Origin of the sequence: Bacillus sp. FSL K6-1284 (assembly GCF_038002625.1) — a bacterium.
In the GTDB taxonomy this organism is placed as follows: Bacteria; Bacillota; Bacilli; order Bacillales; family Bacillaceae; genus Bacillus; species Bacillus paralicheniformis.
On record NZ_JBBOCW010000001.1, the window covers coordinates 4147456 to 4169915 of the forward strand.

At 45.7% G+C, this 22460-nt stretch carries 20 protein-coding genes and 1 riboswitch; of the genes, 11 read left to right on the forward strand and 9 right to left on the reverse strand.

Annotated features, from left to right (window positions below; genetic code table 11):
• The first annotated feature begins 336 nt into the window (after positions 1-336).
• The 5 genes from MHB72_RS21175 to MHB72_RS21195 all read left to right on the forward strand — a co-directional run bounded on the left by MHB72_RS21175 (position 337) and on the right by MHB72_RS21195 (position 4182).
• Positions 337-1110 carry an ABC transporter ATP-binding protein gene (locus MHB72_RS21175; RefSeq protein WP_216919217.1) on the forward strand — a complete coding sequence of 258 codons (774 nt, stop codon included), beginning with the start codon at positions 337-339 and terminating at the stop codon, positions 1108-1110.
• A complete protein-coding gene (locus MHB72_RS21180; protein ID WP_216919214.1) occupies positions 1085-2953 on the forward strand; it encodes an FtsX-like permease family protein in 1869 nt (622 codons plus the stop codon). The genes MHB72_RS21175 and MHB72_RS21180 overlap by 26 nt, the downstream gene beginning before the upstream one ends.
• A 6-nt stretch (positions 2954-2959) precedes the next feature.
• The gene (locus MHB72_RS21185; protein ID WP_216919212.1) at positions 2960-3313 is read left to right on the forward strand and encodes a YxeA family protein; all 354 of its coding nucleotides are present in this window, start codon (positions 2960-2962) and stop codon (positions 3311-3313) included.
• 111 nt (positions 3314-3424) lie between these two features.
• Positions 3425-3619 (forward strand): hypothetical protein, encoded by a 195-nt coding sequence (locus MHB72_RS21190; RefSeq protein ID WP_020453450.1) that lies wholly within the window; start codon positions 3425-3427, stop codon positions 3617-3619.
• Between the two features lie 311 nt (positions 3620-3930).
• Positions 3931-4182: a hypothetical protein gene (locus MHB72_RS21195; protein WP_020453451.1), complete on the forward strand. Its 252-nt coding sequence runs from the start codon at positions 3931-3933 to the stop codon at positions 4180-4182.
• Between the two features lie 32 nt (positions 4183-4214).
• On the opposite strand, the gene MHB72_RS21200 is transcribed toward MHB72_RS21195, so the two are convergent.
• Both MHB72_RS21200 and pdxR read right to left on the reverse strand, forming a co-directional pair.
• Complete coding sequence (locus tag MHB72_RS21200; protein WP_216919673.1) at positions 4215-5021, reverse strand: polysaccharide deacetylase family protein; 807 nt, start codon at positions 5019-5021, stop codon at positions 4215-4217.
• 94 nt (positions 5022-5115) lie between these two features.
• Positions 5116-6540, reverse strand: coding sequence for a MocR-like pyridoxine biosynthesis transcription factor PdxR (gene pdxR / locus MHB72_RS21205; RefSeq protein ID WP_216919210.1), 1425 nt, complete (start codon positions 6538-6540; stop codon positions 5116-5118).
• Between the two features lie 94 nt (positions 6541-6634).
• On the opposite strand from pdxR, the gene MHB72_RS21210 reads away from it, so the two are divergent.
• The gene (locus tag MHB72_RS21210) at positions 6635-7183 is read left to right on the forward strand and encodes a pyridoxamine 5'-phosphate oxidase family protein (RefSeq protein WP_216919208.1); all 549 of its coding nucleotides are present in this window, start codon (positions 6635-6637) and stop codon (positions 7181-7183) included.
• An 18-nt stretch (positions 7184-7201) separates the two neighbouring features.
• On the opposite strand, the gene MHB72_RS21215 is transcribed toward MHB72_RS21210, so the two are convergent.
• Positions 7202-9460: a glycosyltransferase gene (locus tag MHB72_RS21215; RefSeq protein WP_216919206.1), complete on the reverse strand. Its 2259-nt coding sequence runs from the start codon at positions 9458-9460 to the stop codon at positions 7202-7204.
• A gap of 605 nt (positions 9461-10065) precedes the next feature.
• On the opposite strand from MHB72_RS21215, the gene MHB72_RS21220 reads away from it, so the two are divergent.
• On the forward strand, positions 10066-11418 hold the full coding sequence (locus tag MHB72_RS21220; RefSeq protein WP_020453456.1) for a 2-hydroxycarboxylate transporter family protein: 1353 nt from the start codon (positions 10066-10068) through the stop codon (positions 11416-11418).
• Between the two features lie 250 nt (positions 11419-11668).
• On the opposite strand, the gene MHB72_RS21225 is transcribed toward MHB72_RS21220, so the two are convergent.
• The 6 genes from MHB72_RS21225 to MHB72_RS21250 form a co-directional block, all read right to left on the reverse strand.
• Positions 11669-12529, reverse strand: coding sequence for a glycerophosphodiester phosphodiesterase (locus MHB72_RS21225; RefSeq protein ID WP_216919204.1), 861 nt, complete (start codon positions 12527-12529; stop codon positions 11669-11671).
• Between the two features lie 142 nt (positions 12530-12671).
• Positions 12672-12941 (reverse strand): excalibur calcium-binding domain-containing protein, encoded by a 270-nt coding sequence (locus tag MHB72_RS21230; protein WP_020453458.1) that lies wholly within the window; start codon positions 12939-12941, stop codon positions 12672-12674.
• A 144-nt stretch (positions 12942-13085) separates the two neighbouring features.
• Positions 13086-13733 (reverse strand): hypothetical protein, encoded by a 648-nt coding sequence (locus MHB72_RS21235; RefSeq protein ID WP_020453459.1) that lies wholly within the window; start codon positions 13731-13733, stop codon positions 13086-13088.
• Between the two features lie 131 nt (positions 13734-13864).
• Positions 13865-15784, reverse strand: a complete 1920-nt coding sequence (locus MHB72_RS21240; protein WP_023856932.1) for an LTA synthase family protein — start codon at positions 15782-15784, stop codon at positions 13865-13867.
• A gap of 271 nt (positions 15785-16055) precedes the next feature.
• Entirely contained in the window at positions 16056-16613 is a 558-nt protein-coding gene (locus MHB72_RS21245; protein WP_195536771.1) for a YfjD family protein, read from the reverse strand.
• 204 nt (positions 16614-16817) lie between these two features.
• Entirely contained in the window at positions 16818-17654 is an 837-nt protein-coding gene (locus MHB72_RS21250) for a YitT family protein (RefSeq protein WP_216919202.1), read from the reverse strand.
• Between the two features lie 86 nt (positions 17655-17740).
• A riboswitch (guanidine-I (ykkC/yxkD leader) is annotated at positions 17741-17847 on the reverse strand.
• 169 nt (positions 17848-18016) lie between these two features.
• Between MHB72_RS21250 and argR the strand changes: the two genes are divergently transcribed.
• The 4 genes from argR (at position 18017) to arcD (ending at position 22455) form a co-directional block, all read left to right on the forward strand.
• Positions 18017-18457 carry an arginine repressor gene (gene argR / locus MHB72_RS21255; RefSeq protein ID WP_020453463.1) on the forward strand — a complete coding sequence of 147 codons (441 nt, stop codon included), beginning with the start codon at positions 18017-18019 and terminating at the stop codon, positions 18455-18457.
• Positions 18458-18722: 265 nt separating this feature from the next.
• Positions 18723-19958 carry an arginine deiminase gene (gene arcA / locus MHB72_RS21260; RefSeq protein WP_216919200.1) on the forward strand — a complete coding sequence of 412 codons (1236 nt, stop codon included), beginning with the start codon at positions 18723-18725 and terminating at the stop codon, positions 19956-19958.
• Between the two features lie 29 nt (positions 19959-19987).
• Positions 19988-20995 carry an ornithine carbamoyltransferase gene (gene argF, locus MHB72_RS21265; RefSeq protein WP_095323596.1) on the forward strand — a complete coding sequence of 336 codons (1008 nt, stop codon included), beginning with the start codon at positions 19988-19990 and terminating at the stop codon, positions 20993-20995.
• A gap of 53 nt (positions 20996-21048) precedes the next feature.
• Positions 21049-22455, forward strand: coding sequence for an arginine-ornithine antiporter (gene arcD, locus MHB72_RS21270; protein ID WP_020453466.1), 1407 nt, complete (start codon positions 21049-21051; stop codon positions 22453-22455).
• Positions 22456-22460: the final 5 nt, after the last annotated feature.

Genomic DNA, 22460 nt, shown 5'->3' on the forward strand with positions numbered 1-22460 from the left:
AGGATTTTTTATTTGCAATCCAAGTTTATGAAAAGAATCGACACAATCGATGATAGAGGATTCGCTTTATGCGGAATCATTTTTATGATCTACTTCAGGGCAGGCGGATCCTCAGCCATCTGATCGCCCAAATAAACGTCACTTGTTCAGCGCTTCTACACGATCTTTTCCTTTTTGTTCGTCGTTATCGACGCGCTGAACAAAAAACGAGGCCCGCCATACTTTGCTTCTGCACACCGGCCATTCAGCATTCCGAATGGGCACTGGAGTGGATTTGAAGAATCGCAACATATTGGAAGCGGGCACCCCTAAAAAGCACCGCAAAAGGAGGATATCATGACAGACATGCTGATCGTTAAAAACATCAATAAAACATATAAAGGACAAGTCTCTCATCAGGCTTTAAAAGATATTTCATTCAATGTCGAGGGCAGTGAGTTCACGGCGATCATGGGGCCGTCCGGCTCCGGAAAAACGACGCTTCTCAATATCATTTCGACGATTGACCGCCCCGATTCCGGCGACATTTTGATTCGCGGAGAAAATCCGCATCATCTGAAGAGGGCCAAGCTTGCCCACTTTCGCCGCAGACAGCTCGGATTCGTATTCCAGGATTTTAATTTGCTGGATACGCTGACGATCGGTGAAAATATCATGCTGCCCTTAACGCTTGAAAATAAACCGCTTTCCGTCATGGAAGATAAACTTCAGGCGATTGCTGAAAAACTCGGCATCGAACAACTTCTGAATAAACGGACGTTTGAAGTATCCGGCGGACAAAAGCAGCGGGCGGCCATCGCAAGAGCCGTCATTCATCAGCCCGCTCTCATCCTCGCCGACGAACCGACAGGAAACCTCGATTCGAAGGCGTCAAAAGACGTAATGGAAACGATGCAGCATCTTAATGAAAACGACAATGCCACGATATTGATCGTCACGCATGACCCTGTTGCCGCAAGTTATTGCCGGCGCGTCATTTTTATTAAAGACGGAACATTATTCAACGAAATCCACCGCGGCGCCAACCGCCAAATATTTTATGAAGAGATACTGAATGTGCTGTCCATGCTGGGGGGAAACGCCAATGACCTTTCTTCAGTTCGCTTATAAAAACGTCGTCCGGAATAAAAGAGCCTATCTTGCCTTCTTTTTAAGCAGCGCGTTTTCAGTGATGGTTTTTTTCACATTTGCGATGCTTTTGTTCCACCCCGCTTTAGAGAAAGGCTACTTAAACACCATTGCAAAGCGGGGATTATCGGTGGCTGAATGGATGATTTTCGCCTTTTCCATTCTGTTTGTGCTTTATTCCGTCAACGCCTTTCTCAAGTCGAGAAGCAGAGAATTCGGGATCCTCACCATCCAGGGAATCGCTCCGGGTCAATTGAGGAAGCTGATCACCGCAGAAAACATCATCATCGGCGTGCTTTCGATCGTTACAGGGATCATCGGCGGTCTGGTTTTTGCAAAAACATTTTTTACGATCGGCGCTTATATTCTGGAAATGGACGCTTTGCCATTGTATCTGCCTTGGAAAGCGCTGGCTCTCACAGCCGCCTGCTTTCTCATGCTGTTTATTTTGCTGTCGCAATTTACGGTTTTGTTTATTAAATCAAAAACCGTTACCAAGCTGATCAAAGGCACCGGGAAAATAAAACCTGACCCAAAACCGTCTGTTATCTTTTCGGTCATCGGCATCGGCTGCCTCGGCTCAGGCTTCTGGCTCGTATTGTTCGCCGACATCCATTTTCCCCAAGCCGTCACGATCTTAATTCTGACGATCATCGGGACTTATTTCTTCTTTCGCCAAAGCAGCATTTGGCTGCTGCGGCTCTTAAAAAAACGGAAGTCATTTTATTTGCGCGGAAAAAACGTGCTTTGGGTATCCGATCTTGCCTATCGGCTGAACGATAATGCCCGTCTGTTCTTTCTCGTTTGCATTATTTCAGCCGTCGCCTTTACCGCCACTGGCACATTGGTGATTTCCAAGACTTCCATCGGAAAATTGGATTCTCAATATGAGATAGAGTACTTATTATACAGCGGGAACCAAAAGGAACAGACACACGTTAAGCTGATCGAACAAAAGTTGAAGGACGGACATTTTTCATATGAAAAGGAAGTGACAAAAGGAATTTATATGAGCTATAGCCAGGGACCCTGGGTGCTCCTGACCTCTGAAGGCGAATTCCAAAAGCACTTTAAGTCAGATTCCGGCGAACTGAAAGACGGCGAGGCGATGTATTATCCGAACGCCATCGAGGCGAAAGAAAAGCCGGAAATTCCCAAGACCTTGAACATGTTAAACAAAGATTCGAAGCCGGCAAATGAACGCCTAAAAGTGAAAGGTATTAAAAAACCCCTCATTTTGTTAAACAGCGTCGTTGTCGTAAACGGCAAAACCTTCGAAAAACTGAAAAAACAAGGCGAATTCGTCACATTGTATGGCTATAACTACAACCGCTGGAAAGAGAGCCTTGATATGATCCAATCACTGGAAAAAGATATTGGAGAAAAAGCTCCCAATATCCGATTTCAATTTGACGCAAAGGCCAGTACTTATTTTGAAACTGTTCAGCTTCCAAGCCTGAGTCTGTTTATCGGCCTTTTTATTGCGGTTCTCTTTTTTACGGCATCCGGAAGTTTTCTCTACTTCCGCCTGTTTACCGATCTTGAAGAAGATCAGCAGCGCTACCGGTCGCTTGCAAAAATCGGCCTGAGCGAAAAGGAAATGTCGCAGAGCGTGACGATTCAATTGGCCATCCTGTTCTTCTTTCCGTTCGCTCTTGCAGCAGTTCATACGTATTTTGCGATGAAGACGCTCGAGGCGCAGAGTCTTGGTCATTTTGCAGCTCCGGTGTTGATGACGATAGGCGGATTTCTGACCTTCCAACTATTATTCTTTATGATCATTCGAAAAAGCTATTTGAAAAAATTAAAAGGATTTTTAAGGTGATAAAATATGAAAAAAACAATTTCTCTGATTACAGCCGGTTTGGCTGTTGTATGCATCGGTGCATTTCTATTAATTCATAATGAGGTGACAGACAGGTTCAATCCACTTGTGAAAAAAGAAAGCGTGTATATCCAAATCAACAAAGACGGAAAGCACTTGAGTCCGGGCCGCTATGAGTACACGCTGGAAGGATATAATGACACTGGGAAGGAAAAAGAAATTACATTCTCCTCCAGCGGCTCCCTTCGAAAAAACGCCTACCTAAAGGTACACGCGAAGGGAAAATACGTTGAGACATGGGAAGAAGTACAGCCCGGCGATATGCCGAGTGCAGTTCGGACCAAATTGATCAGGCAGTAAAAAAACGGCGTCTAGCCGTTTTTTGTGTTACTATAATTTTACAGATTTCCGAAACTTTTTGGCCCGTTGTTCGTAGTAAAACAGAAGTCATATTGGTTAGGAGGTTTTCATATGATTGTTGGAATGATCGGTTTTATCCTGGTGGGATTCTTCCTCTACGCCGCCATGGCGCCGTCCGACGGAAACAACAGCGGCAGCAGCTCTTCAACTTTCTTTGTCGGGGGTCCTGATTCATCCGGCGACAGCGGAAGTGATTTCGGTGGCGGCGGAGATTGTGGCGGCGGCGGTGATGGCGGCGGCTGTTAAGACCCGCGGGCTGCCTTTCCCTATCTTCTGCTCGGACCCTTAGGCTGTATGCAGTTCTTGCTGCAGTCAGCCGGGTATGTTCCAGCCATCTCACTTCATCATTCATTCACCATCTAACTCCAAATACGCCATCATCAATCCAGTTGTTTAACCAGACTTCCGATTGGGAATGATGTAAAGACAGCAGATTCCCGCTCTTCAAACGATTTAAAAGTCACAATTAATCGATTCTGTTACAAAATATATAAAACTTTGCACCTACTTGTTCGATATTAAAAGAAGACATTCACAATAAGGAGGGTTTTTTCCAGATGATTTTTTTACTGGTTTTATTGGCTCTGTTTATTTTGTATTCATTCTTTTTTGACAAGAGCAACAAAAGATCTTATACAAAAGCGGCACCGAAAAGCAGAATATTGATCCGCCAGGCAGCTGCGCCGACCGGATTTTTGAGGGTCATCGAAACCGCACCCGGGCAGCCGGTAAACCGCCGAACCTCTGAAGGTATGCGTCCAAATCTGCGGCTTGTCATGAGCCCGACGGACCAAAATGAAAAAAAATAAAGAAAGCGGCATCATGATAAATGCCGTCTTTCCTATTGTATGCTGTGTTCCACCATTCTTCCAAAGGCGTCCGGCGACATTCCCGGCGAGATGCGGACCCTGTGCAGCGCATACATCCCCTGATCCCTAGCAGCCGCCCCCGGCTCTGTCGTCACCGCCATTTGATACCCCGCCTTCTCAGCCTGTTTGAGCGTTTCGGCATTATAGCGTCCAACTGGATAACTCAGCATGGTTGTGTTCTGCTGAAGCACGCCGTCAAACAATGTTTTGGAACGAGTCATTTCACTCAGCTGCTGCTCTGGAGCAAGTCCGTTCAATTCGACATGATTGATCGTATGGCTTTCGATAGCAATACCGTGTTCGGCCATTTCTTTCATTTGGCTTTCGGTTAAATGATTTTTTCTGCCGACCGATTTACCGATCATGAAAATTGTCGCCTTCATCTCATAATCTTTCAAAATCGGGTACGCTTTTTCAAAGTTATCTGTATAACCATCATCAAACGTAATCAGCACGCATTTTTCACTCGGCATTTTGTCTTGTGTTAAGACAATATAGGCTTCTTCAGGTGTCAGTGTGTAATAGCCGTTATCCTTCAGCCATTTCATATGTCCGCGGAACTCCGCCTCCGGTACGCGCAGGCTGTTTCCTGTGGAAATGCTGTGATACATGAGAATCGGAATGCGGGCGGGGCCCTTCACTTTGATCCACTTGGAGGATGGATCATGCTCCGCCTGCTGTTTTGATTGTTTTGCCGCTTTTTGAGCCGTATTTGGTTCTGTTTTTTCCTCTCCTTTTGCTTCATGACTGGAACACCCGTACAGCATTCCCATCAACATAAGCAGCAAAATGAGCAGTTTCGTTTTTTTCACAAGTATTCCCGCTTTCTATCTATTGAATCCTTTTTAATATCGGTTTCGGAACGAGCATTTTTCACCGTTCCTGCTTTGATGATGAAAGCCAAGCTTTACGCAGTATGCTGATCCCTTCTTCAATTTCCGCTTCAGAAAGCCCCCCAAATCCCGCCATGACGATGGAAGAGCTGCTTTTATGTGGCTCAAGCCAGAAATCTGATACCGGATAAACTTTCACACCGAGTTTTTCCGCTTTATGTATGAGGTCTTGTGCATGTCGGTCTGTCTTCATCAAAATATGGAGCCCCGCTTTTTCGCCGATGATTTCCATGTCATTTCCGAAATGCGTTTTAATGGCCGATATTAATGTTTTGTGCTTTTCTTGATATACTTTTTTCATTTTACGGATGTGTCTTTCGAAAAAACCTTCTTTCATAAATAAAAACATCGCTTTTTGAATAATGGGTGAAGCGGACTGGCTGTAGCGGCCAAGCGTTTCTTGAAATTCATCCGCCAGCTTTGAAGGCAGAACGATATAACTCAATCTCGCTGCCGGAAGAAATGACTTTGAAAAAGTCCCTAAATAAATGACTTTTTCTTTTTTATCAAGCGCTTTTAAAGATGGAATAGGCCTGCCCTGATAGCGGAATTCACTGTCATAGTCGTCTTCGATAATGTAGGCATTCTCACGGCTTGCCCATTCAAGCAATTTCAGCCTCTTCTGTACCGGCAGGACCATTCCATACGGAAACTGATGAGATGGCGTAATATAAACGAGTTTGGCTCGGCTTGCAGCAAGCTGAGACAAATTGATCCCGTCTGTCTCGAGACCAATCGGCTGAAGTTCACATCCATGGTTGAGGAAAACGGAACGCACACCATCATATCCCGGATTTTCCGCCGCAACCAATCGGCCGTGCATTGAGAGCAGCTGGCAAAGAAGTCCGACTGCATACTGCGTACCGGAACAGATCACAATTTGCTCCGGTACACAGCGCACACCCCTTGCCTGAAATAAATACTTCGCCAATTCCGTGCGAAGGCCGAAATCGCCTTTATGATCGCCATACAAAAATAAGTCATGATCTCCACTGTCCATTGCATTCTGCAGACAACGTCTCCATGTTTTGAATGGAAAATGGCTTAAATCGATATCACCATATTTAAAATTATATGTTGCCGCTGCAGCTTGTCCTGTGTCTTTTTGTTCCCGATTGGTATGAATCTTCAATTGACTAGGCGGCATCAGTGTTTTCTCCAAGGGAAGCACTTTGATGCCGATCCTTGGCCTGCTTTCTGTATAGCCTTCTGCAGTGAGCTGCTGATAGGCGCTTTCAACTGTATTTTTGCTTAGATGCAAATGTTCGCATAAATAGCGGATCGGCGGCAAAAGAGCTCCCGCTGGGATGCCGCCGGCCTCTATTTCTTTTTTGATATATTCGTAAAGCTGTATATACAGAGGTGTTTTAAGCTGTTTATTGAGTAAAGGCGTTAACTCTATCATCATCTGACCTCATCAAGTTTTCTATTATTGTCTCTTTTTAAAGGGACAATAACAACTTAAAATCAGTTTAATAATAAAAAGGAGCGTGAATGTGATGGCTCATTCCATTCGGCAAAAACAGCTTGTCTGCACAGATGAAAAAAAGATTGATCAATTTTTAACAGAAGCGCAAACCGGTTATCTCGGCATGTCCACAGATGAATATCCATATGTCATCCCTTTGAATTTTGTCTGGAAAAACGGCTACATTTACTTTCACGGTGCATCAGAAGGGCGGAAAATAGCTATGCTGCAAGAAAACCCCAATGTATGTTTCACAGTGAGCGAACAATATGGAACAATGGTTCATCCCATTCCCGCTAAAACCGATACCGCTTATATGAGCGTCATTCTTTTCGGCACAGCGTCAATCATCACAGACTTAGATGAAGCAACATCCGCGATGCAGGCTCTTCTCGACAAATACGTACCAGGATACTACAGTACTCCGCTTCACAAAACACATGTTGAAAAGTACAGATCGAGTTTAGGCAGCAAAACCGTTGTCCTTAAAATTCATCCCATAAAGATAACAGCTAAAGAAAACATGCTGAATCAAAGTATGAAATTCGAAAACGGGCGGACCGTACAGGAAGACCGTTGATAAAAAAAGACCCGCAGCTTATGCTACCGGGTCTCCTATGGATTGTGCCGCATTTCCATCTATAAATTTCAATCCCGCTGTGTACCGCTTTTTCCGCTTCTTTATCCAGCAGACGAGCGCCAACCGCTGATCCAGATCCTTCTCATTGATAGAAACCAACACATGTTCATTCATCTCAAGCGGGACGCCGGATTCAATCTGACAGCCTGACAAGCTGATGTCCTTAATCATGATCTCGTGGGCGCCTTTCTCTGCATCATCGGGAAACAGCAGTGTTCCCAGACCTTGAAAGGCCTCGCGGACGTGTTTTCTCTTGTATGCATCCGGGCTTTTTTCTGTTTTCATGAAAAAGCGCAGCACTGTTGACAACGTATCAGCCCGCTTTTCCCGGTCGGCCTTTTTTGCATTTTCTTCATCAAACATAAAACCGATCAGTTTCACATACAGTTCCTTGTCCATCTCTTTGAAGTGCAGCCCGATTTCAATGTCTGCCTCGACTTTTGTCGTCCACATCACCCGAGCCAGCACTTTTCCGACCGCATCTATGATCAGACCGTCCACATGATAGTACATGTGCAAATCAGCCTGATAAGGCAGCCTGATACGCGCGCCCGTGTCGCTCACATCGATCAGTTCGCATTCGTGCTCATCGCCAGAAACGGTGGAAAAAGCCGCCGGCTTGTTGACTGTGAACCGTTCAGAGCTTCGAAATCTCGGCCTGTCAAAGGCAACGAGCAGCGCAAGTATGAGTCCCGTCATATTATAGAGAACCCAAAATAAATGATACGATGTGACGTTCATATCAAAAGTATGCAGAAACCAAAGTTCATAAAGAATTTTCCCGAGAGCAAACAGCGTCATTGCAAGCAGAATCGCACACGGCAGCGCCGTCGTATATTTGAATTTTCGCCGATCTGTGTTGACTCCCTTCGGTGTGACTTTAAAATCAAACCGCTTTTTAAAAATGAATTCCGACAAAGCCGATATCGCCATGTGCGGCGCCATCGATGTATCGTAAATATGACTCCAGCTCATGCTGCGCTGCCGGTCCGAAACGGCTTTAAATGAAAGGTAAGAACCTAAAAACGCAGGCAGCCAAAACGAGGTGATCGACCACAAATCGGTCTTTAAGCTATGTATGCCAAACAGCAAAAACAAGAGCGGCGCCAGGATGTAAACCATCTTAAAAACGCCGAAAAACCAAAAGAGAATACCGTCAAAATAAAGAATGCGCTGCATTGGTGTAAGACCTTTTAAGAAAAGCGGATTCCACTTCTTTCCGCACTGAATGTTTCCCCTGCACCAGCGGTCGCGCTGCTTCAAAAGATCCGTCCACGTTTCCGGCGAGAGACCGACGGCAAGCACTTCCTTGACGAAAACAGATTTAAATTTCGTTTGCAAAAGCATTCCGGTTGCCATATCCTCCGTAATCACGCCTGTCGCAAAACCGCCGATTTCCTCCAAAGCGGTTCTTCTGAAAACCGTATTGCTGCCGACGTACATGACGGCATTAAAACGGTCTTTCCCGGCCTGGAGCCTGCGCATAAAAAAGTCCTGCTCATTCGGAATGTTCGCACCGGAAAATAAGTTGTACTGATAAGGATCTTCATTATAGAAGGCCTGCGGCGTTTGAACAAAAGCCACTTTTTCCTTCTTAAAATAGCCGACAGTTTTCTGCAAAAATGAAGGGAGCGGAACCATATCGGCATCCATCGTCACAATCAGTTCCCCGTTCGAGCAGCTCATCGCATGGTTTAAATTCCCCGCTTTTGCATGCTCATTGTTTGGCCTTGTAACGTAATGAACGCCAAGTTCCTCAGCCAGTTTTTGAATATCCGTCCGCCTTCCGTCATCACACAAATAAATATTGACAAGCTCTTTTGGATAGTCGAGGCTCAGACAGCCTGCCACTGACTTTTTCAGCACATGGCGCTCCTCGTTATAAGTTGCAATGAGAATATCAACGCTCGGCCAATAGTCTTGATCGCCCAGCGTTTCCGGCTCCCGCTTCCTTTCCTTCCATACTAGCGTATAAAAGACCAAGAGCTGTAAAAAGCCGATACATTCAGTTGCAATCAGGATCACGCCCATCACGATGTCGGCGGGGCGAGAGACAGGCAGTGTATAGCCAAACCGCCAAACAATATACACGCCGTTCGTCATAAGACACAATATGATTAAAAATTTCTTGAAACGCGGATTCATCCAAGATCCCAAAAAACCGATGAGAATAAGGGCAATCATTGCGACGGGATAGTAGTGTAAGATAAATTCCATTTTCTTCTCCTTATGTGCTGATAAAAAACCCTTCGGGAAGGGTTTCTCTAAAATTTCCCTTAATTTCATTCTTTTGCACTCGAATATATTACCACCTTTAGACCTAAATTTCCTTAAAAATAATAAAAAAATATATCTAATTGTCTTTTAAACGCAAAAAATATAAGACTATAGACTCTGTTCCGAAAAATCCATAAGGCTCACATTAATAACCCTTCACATATATGCCCCCTCAAGATTGAATCTTTTGTCGCAGACGTCCTCTGTCTCTTCGGAGACGGGAGCTGAATGTATCAACGGTTCACACAGGAAAAAAGGTCTCTGCTCCTAAATGTTTGATTTATTTTTGACGGATTGACAGCTTTTTTGTGTCGATTTTGATTCCAGCAAAAGGAAATTCGGGAATTATCGCATCAAAAAAAGCCTGCACAAGGCCATTAAACAGTGTCCAGACACGTCTTTAACCAAATGGACCCGCTCTAGATCATCATGTGAAAACAGCTAGGTCTTCCTGCACGGTTGTCTGAATTTTGATTTTTTTAGTATACTTAATTTAGTTAAATAACTCAGAGCAAAGGGATAACAAAAAGGATGGGGGAAAGAAAATGGAAGCAAAACCAAAGGTACAACATATACCGATTCAAACAACGAAAGAACCGGATGAAAATTTTTTTGCAAGAGCAATGAATGTTAAAATCGGCATCATTCCGCTGCCCGTATACTTGCTGCTCTTCGCTTTGATTGTGACGTTTGTCTATATGCACGATCTGAAAAGCGACATTTTAACTGCTATTGCGGTTACGGGCTTTTTCGGATTCACCTTCGCCCAAATCGGAAAGTCGCTGCCGCTTCTTCGTTCTGTCGGCGGTGCCGCTATACTTGCGACATTTATTCCTTCAGCTATCGTCTATTACCATCTCATTCCCGATGACATTATCAAATCAACAACTGAATTTACAGAAAACTCAAACTTTCTTTATTTGTTTATCTCAGCCATTGTAGTGGGAAGCATTTTAGGGATGAAAAGAGAAACGCTGGTCAGGGCCTTCATTAAAATTTTCATTCCGCTGATCGCAGGGACAATTGCCGCAGCGGCAGTCGGTCTGACAGTTGGTACAATGCTCGGCCTCGGATTTCAGCATACGCTGCTGTACATTGTGATTCCGATCATGGCCGGAGGGGTTGGCGAGGGAGCCATTCCGCTGTCCATCGGCTATTCGGAAATCATGCACATGTCACAAGGGGAAGCTTTTGCACTTGTCATTCCTTCCATTATGTTCGGAAGCTTAAGCGCTGTCATTTTGTCTGGGGTTTTAAATGTAATGGGGAAGAAAAAGCCTGAATGGACAGGCAATGGAAAAGTCGACCGTTTCGAAAGTGGGGACGCACTGCCGCTTGAAAGCCGCGACAAAGACAAAGAAAGCGTTTTTAACCTTTCCCACTTTGCATCGGGAGGCATTCTTGCCGTCTCATTATATTTGGTCGGTATGCTTTCACATGACTTGTTCGGATTTCCAGCACCCGTCATGATGCTTCTCTTGGCTGTTGCCGTGAAACTGTTTCGTTTGGCTCCGGCGAATTTGGAAAACGGCGCCTACGGCGTGTCACGTTTTTTTTCAACTGCTGTGACATATCCGCTGCTTTTTGCCATTGGCGTCTCCATGACACCGTGGGACAAGCTGATCGCTGCTTTTAATATTGCCAATATTATTACGATCGTATCTGTCGTGATCACGATGATAGCCGTCGGCTTTTTTACAGGAAAGTGGCTGAACATGTACCCGATCGAAACCGCGATTATCAATGCCTGCCATTCAGGTCAGGGCGGAACGGGGGACATCGCCATTCTCAGCGCCGCCGAGCGCCTCGAGCTCATGCCGTTTGCTCAGGTATCCACAAGAATCGGCGGAGCGATAACCGTTACACTGACATTGCTGCTGTTAGCCCAGTTTTATTGATGAATGAAAAAGCCTGCAGAGCAAACTGCAGGCTTCAGATTGTTGACAAAATCCCAAAACGGCTTTTTGTTTTGGGATTTTGTCATCTTTTCAGCGTGATTGAAAACCTTTGCAGTCTAGGAAGGCCGAGCATCGGAGCGGAGCGAATGTTGGAATTCGTGAGCACCGACGCGCAGGCCTGACAACGAATGCGAGGGTTTGTCGACACGCTGAAGCCTGCAGAGCAAACTGCAGGCTTTCTGTTTAGTATCTAGCGTACTTTTTTCGGAACATAGTCGGGAAAGTCTGTCACAATCCCGTCCACGCCGGCCTTTAAAAGCGGAGGCACTTCATCGCGGGAGCGGACGGTCCATGGCGTAATTTTCATGCCGAACGCATGGATTCTCGGCACAAGTGTAGGATCAGCGGCCACATTTTTTAAGTTGGCGTTCACATATTTTGCATAGCCGGAAAATGCCTTGAGCTTTGCATCTGTTAAGTCCGCTGTTTTTGACGTTAAGACACCTGTCGGCATTGATGGGAGCAGCTGATGAATTTTGTATACAGAGTTGAAATCAAACGATTGTACAATGATTTTTCCGTGTTTAGGCTTATCCATTCTCCGCTCTTTCAATGCCGCTGATACTTTTTCTTCGATTCCCGGATAGCGTGCAGGTTCTTTCAATTCGATCAGCATTCCGATCTTTCCTTTATACCGGTCAAGCACTTCTTCAAATGTCGGAATGCGTTCCCCGGCGAACTGCGGCCCGAAGTAGCTGCCAGCATCAAGCTTGCGCAGCTCGGCAAGCGTCAAGTCCTTTACGGCGACCGGCAGCACTGAGCCGATGTCTGTCGTACGGTTTACAGTTGTATCATGAATGACGACAAGCTCCCCGTCCTTGGACATTTGAACATCCAGCTCGATATAATCCGCTTTCATCTGATGCGCCTTTTCAAAGGCAGCCATCGTGTTTTCCGGCGCGTATCCCGAAGCACCTCTGTGCGCAATGACAGCCACTTTTTTAGGCTTCGCCGCCGGCTCTTGCGCTCCCGCGTCCGGTGCAAACAGTGCTGACCCGATAGAAACCCCGATCAATGAAGATAACATCAATTTCTTTAATAAAGCTGACACATCATCCACTCCCCTTTTGCTCTTCTCTTGCCAAAGTATAGGTTCGCACTGTTAAGATTATGTTTCAGCAGTCTTTAATTTTCATAAATTTCCTGATAAACAAAAAAAGACCCCCTCAGCAAGAGATCTTTTTTTGGATATATCAGCGCTCACAGGCAATTTTGTCTTTATCGCGGTCCAGCTTTTTATTGGCGTCATAAAGCGCTTTTGAAACATACGGCTTGTACTTCGTTTTTCCGCCTTTGTTTTTGACCGACTTCGAACGTGCGACGCCGCCTTTATAGTCTTTGTTTAAAGCTTTGCAGTTTTTGTACGTTTTTACCTTCGTTTTTGCTTCTGCCACATCGCCGGCACCCCAGGAAAAACCGATGATAAGACCGGCAGACAAAAGACCCGCTGCTATTTTTTTCATCCCGTTTGACCCCTTTCGTCTAATTCTTATGTATCTTTTACCATGATAAAATATTTTTCTTATTCACTCAAGAAAAATATGACATTTTATTGAATAAAAAGTATGTATTGAACAAAGGACTTTTCACACAAAAAACCGGCCGCGTTATGCGCCGGCTTCATCAACATATTGATGTTCACAAGTCTTTTTCAAAACAGCGTGAATCTCATAGGCCAATTCCTTCGGATGGATGCACAGCATGTCTTCCAAAGGACTGTTCCAGTTCCCGTTCTTAATCAATTTCAGCGCATAATGGCCGGCCGGACTGCACTCGGGATACCACTCTATATCGAGGAGGAGGCATTCTTCCTCATGCCGCAGCTTCAAAAGATCCCGTTTGAAATCTGACCGCCAGGCCTTGCTGTCAGGCGCCAATTCATCGGGGTTTGTATCGGTTAATGAGTGATGCACAACCGTCCAACCGGCCGGGATTCTAAGCCTCAGCAAATTGCGGGCGCCGCCAGAGGCGCGAATCCTATCTTCCAACCGTTCGACCAGCTGTTCATACGGCGTATCTGAATCTTCACTGACCAGCGTTTGATCAGCATTTAGCATCCTGATAACGTACTTCAGTTCTCCAGCATATTCAACTTGTACCATTTTACCGGAGGTTTCATTCTCCAAGGTGAAGAGCGTACGGCGGGGATCGCGAATCGGCTTTTGATACAAATGATTTTCTTTCACTGTCCAGCCGGCCGGCACCATTAAAGGATGCAATTTAAAAAAATACTGAGATTTGGTCAACGTTCTCACATCCTCTATCCTTGTTCTGTCCTCTTTCCTATCAATCTATGTGCCGGGCCGGCTTCTTAGAACAACGGCGGACCAGCCTCACAAAAAAAACCGCCTGACGCTTCATAAAGCAGTCAGGCGGCTTTTCGTTTTTACTCGCCGGTTTTTTCTTTTCCGTAATGATACGTTGATGGATCAACAGGTTTGAAGTCTGAAATTTCGTGGAACCTTAACAGATCTTTATAGAGTACTTGGTCGGACAGATCCAGCTGTTCGGACACCTGTGATTTGAGGTTTTCCGTTTCCTGGTTGCCTTTGATCTCTTTTCCTGTCTTTGTATCGTATACGGTCGTATCAATCATCGTGTACTTCGGCGTTACATAGTTTCCATTTCTGAAAGCCACGGTTTCGTCGTGGTCTTTAGAAAAGAGGTCTGTACCAAAGTTGATGTATTTTTTGCTGTCAATACCTTGCAGGTGAAGAAGTGTCGGCATGACATCCATTTCACCGCCATACGTATGATTGACTCCGCCTTTTTTGCCCGGAACGCGGATCATAAGCGGTACGCGCTGATTCATCGCGTTTTGATACGGTGTAATCTCTTTTCCTAATACTTCTTTCATCGCACGGTTGTGGTTCTCTGAGATTCCGTTGTGGTCGCCATAGATGACGATGACGGAATCATCATATAATCCCGATTTTTTCAGCTCTTTAAAGAAATCTTCAAGCGCTTCGTCAAGATAACGCGCCGTCTGGAAGTACCCGTCTACCGTTTTGTCTCCCGTCGTTCCCTTTTCAAGGGTGGCATCCTTTTCATCCAAAATGAACGGATAGTGGTTTGTCAGCGAGATTAAATGCGCATAGAACGGCTGTTTCAGCGATTTCAGCTTCGGAATTGATTCTTCAAAGAACGGCTTGTCTTTCAAGCCAAGGTTGACGAGATTCTCCTCTGACATGTCATATGTGCTGGCATCGAAGAATTTGTCATAGCCAATTTGTTTATACACCTGGTCGCGGTTCCAGAATGACTTGTAATCCCCGTGGAGCACGGCGCTTGTGTAGCCTTCTTTTTGGTTCAGAATCGCCGGCAGGGACTGGTACGTATTTTGCCCTTTGGTTACAAACGCGCTGCCTTCAGGCAGTCCGTAAAGGCTGTTGTCCATCATCAATTCGGCATCCGCGGTTTTACCTTGACCGGTCTGATGGAAAAAGTTATCGAAATACATCATGTCATTCTGGCCGTGCGCCAGCTTGTTCAAGAACGGCGTGACTTCTTTTCCGTTCAGCTTATAATCGATCAAAAACGTCTGGAAGCTTTCCAAATGAATCTTGATGATGTTCTTGCCTTTTGCTGCGCCGAAATACTCGTCATTCGGTTTTGCATAATGCGAATTGGTATAGTTGATGACGCTCGTCAGGTCGTCGCTGCTCGCATATGCCTTTTGGCTCGCGTTTTGGGCAGCCTGAACACCATCATAGATCATGTAATTGTAAGGCCCCAAATACTTGACGATATAATTTCGGTCAAATGTTCTTGTCAAAAGCTCCGGACGGTCTGTCTCAGCAACTGCAAGGTTGATGAAAAACAGCGCCACTCCGCCGATAACGACAGTTGCAGCCCATCTTTTTTTCAGTTGTGCCGCCTTCAGTTCAGGCAGCTTCACACATAATGCAATCAGAATGATCAAATCGACGAAATAGATAACGTCATGAAATGCCATGATGTCAAAAACGCCATCCGACATGTTGCCGAGGTTTCCGGCTTGTTTTAAGTTTGCAAACGTCAAAAAGTCATCAAAGAAACGGTAAAACAGGATATTTGCATATAAAGCAAACGTCATCACAGCATCAATGATGATGATCCATATCGCCGACCGACGGCCTTTAGCAAACAAAGCCAAACCGAGTGCAGCAATCGTGAAGCTGAATGGGTTGATAAACAGCAGCATGTGCTGCGTAGACCCTTTCACACCCAAATTAAACTCTAAAAAGTAGGAAGCATAGGTTTTAGCCCATACAAAAACAACAGCTAACACAAAAAAGCTTAGCTTATGAGAGAATATTTTTTTCATGATAACCTCTACCTTTTTAAACTTTTTTCAGACCGCTTTCTGTTTCAGTCAATGAAGCGTGAGGAAACGATAATATATCATTCTACTAAAAGTCTCGGCGGTTTTTCAAGCACGTCCACGATGAAAATCCCCCAGCTTCCCTCACTCAAACAGTCCACGTCTGCGTAAAAAAATTCCGCATTAAGACTACGGCCTCTAATTAAGACGAATGAATTTCCCCAAAGGTTTCAGTTATTTTCATTCATCTCGAAAATTGCTCTTTCCCGGACGATTAAATATCTTTATGAAATTCATTTAAATAAGCTTTTCTTTGCGCTTCTGTGAACCGGCCGATCCAGTCCGCACGCGCTTCCTCCGTCATATAGGGCAGAATGTATAGCTCGACCGCTTTATAAAATGCCGGTTCAGGAAGAATGTTGTACGTCGGAATCCGCACCATGCCGTTCCCGCGCGTCTCTATCAGTATATCCATAAAGAAAATGCCTTTCGGGCTGAAGCGGTGCTGCGCCATTTTAAGGCTTTTGATGTCCTTGAACAGCACAGATTTATTCCCTGAGAACAGCCGCCCGCCTTCTCCCTCGATCATGCTGAAGATGATGTTTCCTTTTTTCGTGAATGCCGGAAATATCATTAGAAAAGTAATCAAACCATAGATGATCCCGAAAAGTCCGACTCCCAGGTAAAGCAATGAATATTTCGATTCGAGTTTTATTGCTTCATAAAAGAGCCACACTCCGACCAATCCGAAACCTGCCGTCCCCGCAAAAGCCCATACTCTAAAGAACATTCGGCTTTTCACATCAATTGGCTTTTTTTCTTCCTGTTCCAAAAATAATAGACCTCCTTTACTTCAGCAAGCGGATTTCTATATTAATGATATTCATGCCACAATCTACCTTACCACAGAAACCGGTTTCTGCATAAAACTTGCAGTGTGAATGATCACGTATTCGTCCAATCAGCAGACGATCTGTCCCTAATCACGACCCGATGAATACAAAAAGGCTCCCGGCCATCTGCCGGCAGCCTTCCCCTATTTTGAAATATCAACAAATCCCTCGCCGAATACATCCCTGACATCGTGGATGATGACAAATGCTTTTTTATCTGTGCTTCTTATAATTTTCTTGAGCATGGACAGCTCTTGTTTGTTAATGACAATGTATAGAATTTCTTTGGAATCGCCCGTATAGTGTCCGCGTCCCGTTAATATCGTGACGCCGCGGTCCATCAAGGTATTGACCTGCGCGGCGATCTCGTTTTTATGCTCAGAAATGATCGTGATCGCTTTTTTCGTGTTGAGCCCTTCGATAATGAAATCCATGACCTTTGTGGCGATGTACAGCATGACAATCGTAAACATCAGCTTTTCAGCACCAATGATAAAGTAGGAACTGAACACGACAACTAAATCGATCATCAGCAAGGCATAGCTGATGTTCCAGTCGAAATATTTATTGGCGATTCTCGCGAGAATCGCAGACCCGGCAGTGGTTCCGCCGACACGGATGATCATGCCGATGCCGACGCCGGCAAATACCCCGGCAAAGATCGTGCTGATGATCACTTCATCAGCCGGCACAGTCCAATCTTCAGTCACGTGCAGAAAAAATGAATTGGCCGCCACCGCAATGATGGTATAAATCGTCGTTTTTTTATCCAAAAAGCGATAGCCGATAATCAGAAGAATGCCGTTCAGCACAAAGTTTGTGATGCCCGGAGACCATTCAAAAACGTAGTATAAAATCAGCGTGATCCCCGTGACGCCGCCTTCTCCCAAGTCATTCGGGATGGCGAACAGATTCACGGCTAACGCAAAGAAAAATGCGCCTATAACAAGCAGGATCATATCCATTGCTTTCTTTTTCATAAAACTGCATCCCCTTCCTTATTCGTAGTCGATTTCCTGTAAAAAGTAAAAAAGCCCCGGAGAGAAGCTCTTTGATTAAGAGCAAAAACTCCTGGGCTTTTATCCCACCGTGTCATAACGATATCTTCGCTATGTGTTTTCTCTCGGACCAGACCAGCGCGGAACCCACTGCGGAACCCTAGAAAACCACCTTTTCTCTGTTATCAATTTGTCATCTTCAAGCATTATAAGTGAAATTTTGGGGTCTATCAACCCCTTTAACAGACTGAAAGATTTGTTTTTTTGTAAAATAGCTTCCATCTGCCGACGATAAAACCGTCCTATAATAATAGATATACGTGTTTTGCCTGGGAGGCGCTCTTATGAACAAACAAAAACGGCAATGGCTCATCAAGCAAACCATTCTCGAACATCCGGTAGAAAATCAGGAACAGCTGGCATCCCTGCTGGAAAAACGGGGCATCGCCGTTTCGCAGTCTACCATTTCCCGCGATATTAAAGAAATGTATCTTGTGAAACAGCCCGGTGAAAACGGAAAGCTTGTCTACACGACAAATGCTTCCTTATCCATCAACCCTTCCAAAATATTAAAAGATAAAATCTCCGACGTTGTCCTTCATGTGCATCGGACGGACAACTTGATCATTATTAAAACAATGCCCGGCAACGCCCATGCCATCGGCGTCCTTCTTGATAAGCTGGGAAGCCCGGAAATGCTGGGCTGTATATGCGGGAACGATACATGCCTTGTGATTTCCCAATCGCCTGAGGCAGCCCAATCATTTTGTGATCACTTATGCTGATCCGGCCATCCGGATCAGCTTTTTTTCCCTCAAAAAAAATTTTTTCAAAAAATCCCCTTTAAAAATATACACGTTTTATACGTTCTATTCTCTGCTCCTGCAAGGACTCATTTTCGATTTATCATAATTATTCATTTTTGTTTTTGCTTCATCAAAAAACATGTGAAATATATCACGTTTTCGTTGTTATCGCTTTCACATCGAGCTTTTCCTTCCTGTTTTAAGCTGTACATGTAACAAAAAGAGCTTAGGAGGCGGGATGATCATGACAACATCGATACACGTTTACTCTGAAATCGGCCCTTTGAAAACCGTCATGCTGAAGCGGCCCGGTCGGGAACTGGAAAACCTCACACCCGAATATCTGGAAAGGCTTCTCTTTGACGATATTCCCTTTTTGCCAGCGGTGCAAAAAGAGCATGACCAATTTGCAGAAACGTTAAAGAAACAGGGAGTTGAAGTTCTTTATTTAGAAAAGCTGACGGCTGAAGCCCTGGATGACGCTTTCATCCGCGAGCGGTTTATCGATGAGCTGTTAACGGAAAGCAAAGCAGATATCAACGGCGCTTACGACAGACTGAAAGAGTTCTTGCTCACCTTTGACGCCGATTCGATGGTCGAACATGTGATGAGCGGGATTCGAAAAAATGAGCTGGAACGCCAAAAGAAATCGCATCTTCATGAGCTGATGGAAGACCATTATCCATTTTATCTCGATCCGATGCCAAACCTTTACTTCACAAGAGATCCGGCGGCCGCCATCGGAAGCGGACTGACCATCAACAAAATGAAAGAGCCTGCTCGCAGGAGAGAATCGCTGTTTATGCGCTACATTATCAATCACCACCCGCGTTTTAAAGGGCATGAGATTCCGGTTTGGCTTGACCGTGATTTCAAATTCAATATCGAAGGCGGAGATGAGCTTGTCTTAAATGAAGATACCGTAGCGATCGGGGTATCAGAACGGACAACGGCTCAGGCGATCGAGCGTCTTGTCCGGAACTTATTTCAGCGGCAGAGCCGGATTCGCCGCGTACTGGCCGTCGAAATACCGAAGAGCAGAGCCTTTATGCATTTAGATACCGTCTTCACGATGGTTGACCGAGATCAATTCACGATCCATCCCGCCATCCAGGGGCCTGAAGGAGACATGCGGATCTTCGTTCTTGAGAGAGGGGAAACGGCAGGCGACATTCGTACGACTGAAGAACACAATCTGCCGGAAGTGCTAAAAAGAACGCTCGGCCTTTCAGATGTCAACTTGATCTTCTGCGGCGGCGGAGACGAAATCGCTTCAGCCAGGGAGCAGTGGAATGACGGCTCCAATACACTCGCGATCGCTCCTGGTGTCGTCGTCACCTATGACCGGAATTACATTTCTAACGAATGTTTGAGAGAACAGGGCATTAAAGTTATCGAAATCCCGAGCGGGGAGCTTTCAAGAGGACGCGGCGGCCCGCGCTGCATGAGCATGCCGCTCTATCGCGAAGATGTGAAATAGCCAAACCTAAAGAAAAAGGAGAGAGATCCATGAACCAAACGATTGATTTAAAAGGCAGAAGCTACTTAGCTGAAAAAGATTTTTCCGAAGAAGAAATCCTCTATTTGCTCGATCTCGCCCAAAAATTAAAAGAAAAAAAAGCGCAAGGCATCAAGCATCGCTATTTGGAAGGTAAAAACATCGCTTTGCTGTTTGAAAAGCCTTCTACAAGAACGCGCTGCGCTTTCACGACAGCCTGTATCGACCTCGGTGCGCATCCCGAATATTTGGGCAAAGACGACATTCAGCTCGGCAAAAAAGAATCGATCGAAGACACAGCCAAAGTTCTCGGCCGCATGTTCGACGGAATTGAATTCCGCGGATTTGAACATGAAAAAGTGATTTCCCTGGCAGAGCACTCCGGTGTGCCGGTATGGAACGGGCTGACCGATTTATGGCATCCGACGCAGATGCTTGCGGACTTTATGACAGTGAAAGAACATACGGGACATGTAAAAGGGATCAAACTCACCTATATCGGCGACGGCCGTAACAACGTCGCGAACAGCCTGCTCATCGGCGGCGCCAAAGTCGGCATGGACGTGAGAATCTGCTCGCCTCAAGAGCTGTTCCCTGATCAAGACATCGTTAAAATGGCGGAAGCGTTCGCCGAAGAATCCGGCGGAAAAATCACCGTCACAAGCGATACAGATGAAGCCGTGTCCGGAGCCGACGTTCTGTATACGGACGTCTGGGTATCCATGGGAGAAGAAGACAAGTTCGCTGAAAGGATCAAACTGCTCAAACCTTATCAAGTGAATATGGATCTCGTCAAGAAAACAGGAAACGATAACGTCATCTTCCTGCACTGTCTGCCTGCCTTCCACGACCTTCATACAACTTACGGACAAAACGTTTACGATCAGCACGGCCTTAAAGAAATGGAAGTGACGGACGAAGTGTTCCGCAGCAAACACTCTAAAGTGTTCGATGAAGCTGAAAACCGCATGCACACAATTAAAGCTGTCATGGCAGCGACACTCGGCGATCTTGACTGACAGGAAAAGGGGCTCATTCCCTTTTCCATTCTAAACCGAATGAGGTGACAAAAATGGCGGAAGAAAAGAAACTTGGGCTGTTTGCACTTATCGCGCTTGTCATCGGATCGATGATCGGCGGGGGCGCCTTCAACCTTGCAAGCGACATGGCTTCAGGAGCGGGGGCGGGAGCCATTTTAATCGGCTGGATCATCACCGGAGTCGGCATGATTGCCCTGGCCTTCTCTTTCCAAAACTTGACCACGAAAAGGCCTGATTTAGACGGCGGTATTTTCACTTATGCGCGGGAAGGATTCGGCCATTTTATGGGGTTTAACAGCGGCTGGGGGTACTGGTTCGCAGCCCTTCTCGGCAATGTCGCATACGGAACGCTGCTGTTCAGCGCAGTCGGATATTTCATCCCTGCGTTTGGAGACGGACAAAACGTCGCATCGATTATCGGTGCAAGCGTAATCCTCTGGTGCGTGCACTTTTTGATCCTGCGCGGGGTACAGTCCGCTGCCATGATCAACTTAATTACGACCATTTCAAAACTGGTACCGATTTTTGCTTTCATTATCGCCATTATCTTTGTGTTTCATCTTGATTTATTTACGAACGATTTCTGGGGAAAAGGGCTGTCGCTCGGTTCCATCGGGACACAGGTCAAGAGCACGATGCTGGTGACCGTCTGGGTGTTTACCGGAATTGAAGGGGCCGTCTTATTCTCAAGCCGTGCCAAAAAATCAAGCGATGTCGGCAAAGCGACTGTCATCGGCTTGATCAGTGTACTTGTGATTTACGTCATGATTACGATGCTGTCGCTCGGCGTCATGAATCAGCAAAACTTGGCCGGGCTTCCGAATCCTTCAATGGCCGCGATCATGGAGCATATCGTCGGCAAATGGGGAGCTGTGCTCATCAACTTGGGATTAATCATTTCCGTATTGGGCGCCTGGCTGGCCTGGACATTATTCGCGGGCGAACTCCCGCTGATCGCGGCGCGCGAAGGGGTCTTCCCGAAATGGTTCGGCAAAGAAAATAAAAACGGCGCGCCGACAAATGCGCTGACTTTGACAAACGCCATTATCCAGCTGTTTTTGCTGACGTTTCTCATTTCGGATGCGGCCTATCAGTTTGCATTCTCCTTGGCTTCCTCGGCCATCTTGATCCCGTATCTGTTTTCCGGGCTTTATCAGCTTAAATACAGCTGGCTGCACAAAGAACCTAACCGGGGAAAGAACCTCATCATCGGGATCATCGCAAGCATTTACGGCGTCTGGCTCGTATATGCCGCAGGACTTGATTACCTGCTTTTGACCATGATTTTATACGCTCCCGGCATTCTCGTATTCCGGGCTGTCCGCAAAGGAAAAGAAGGCCCCGTCTTCAATAAGGCCGAGCTTTTGATTGCCGCCGCGATTCTTGTATTGGCTGTCATCGCCGTGATCAGGCTGGCTGCGGGAAGCATTTCAATTTAACAAAA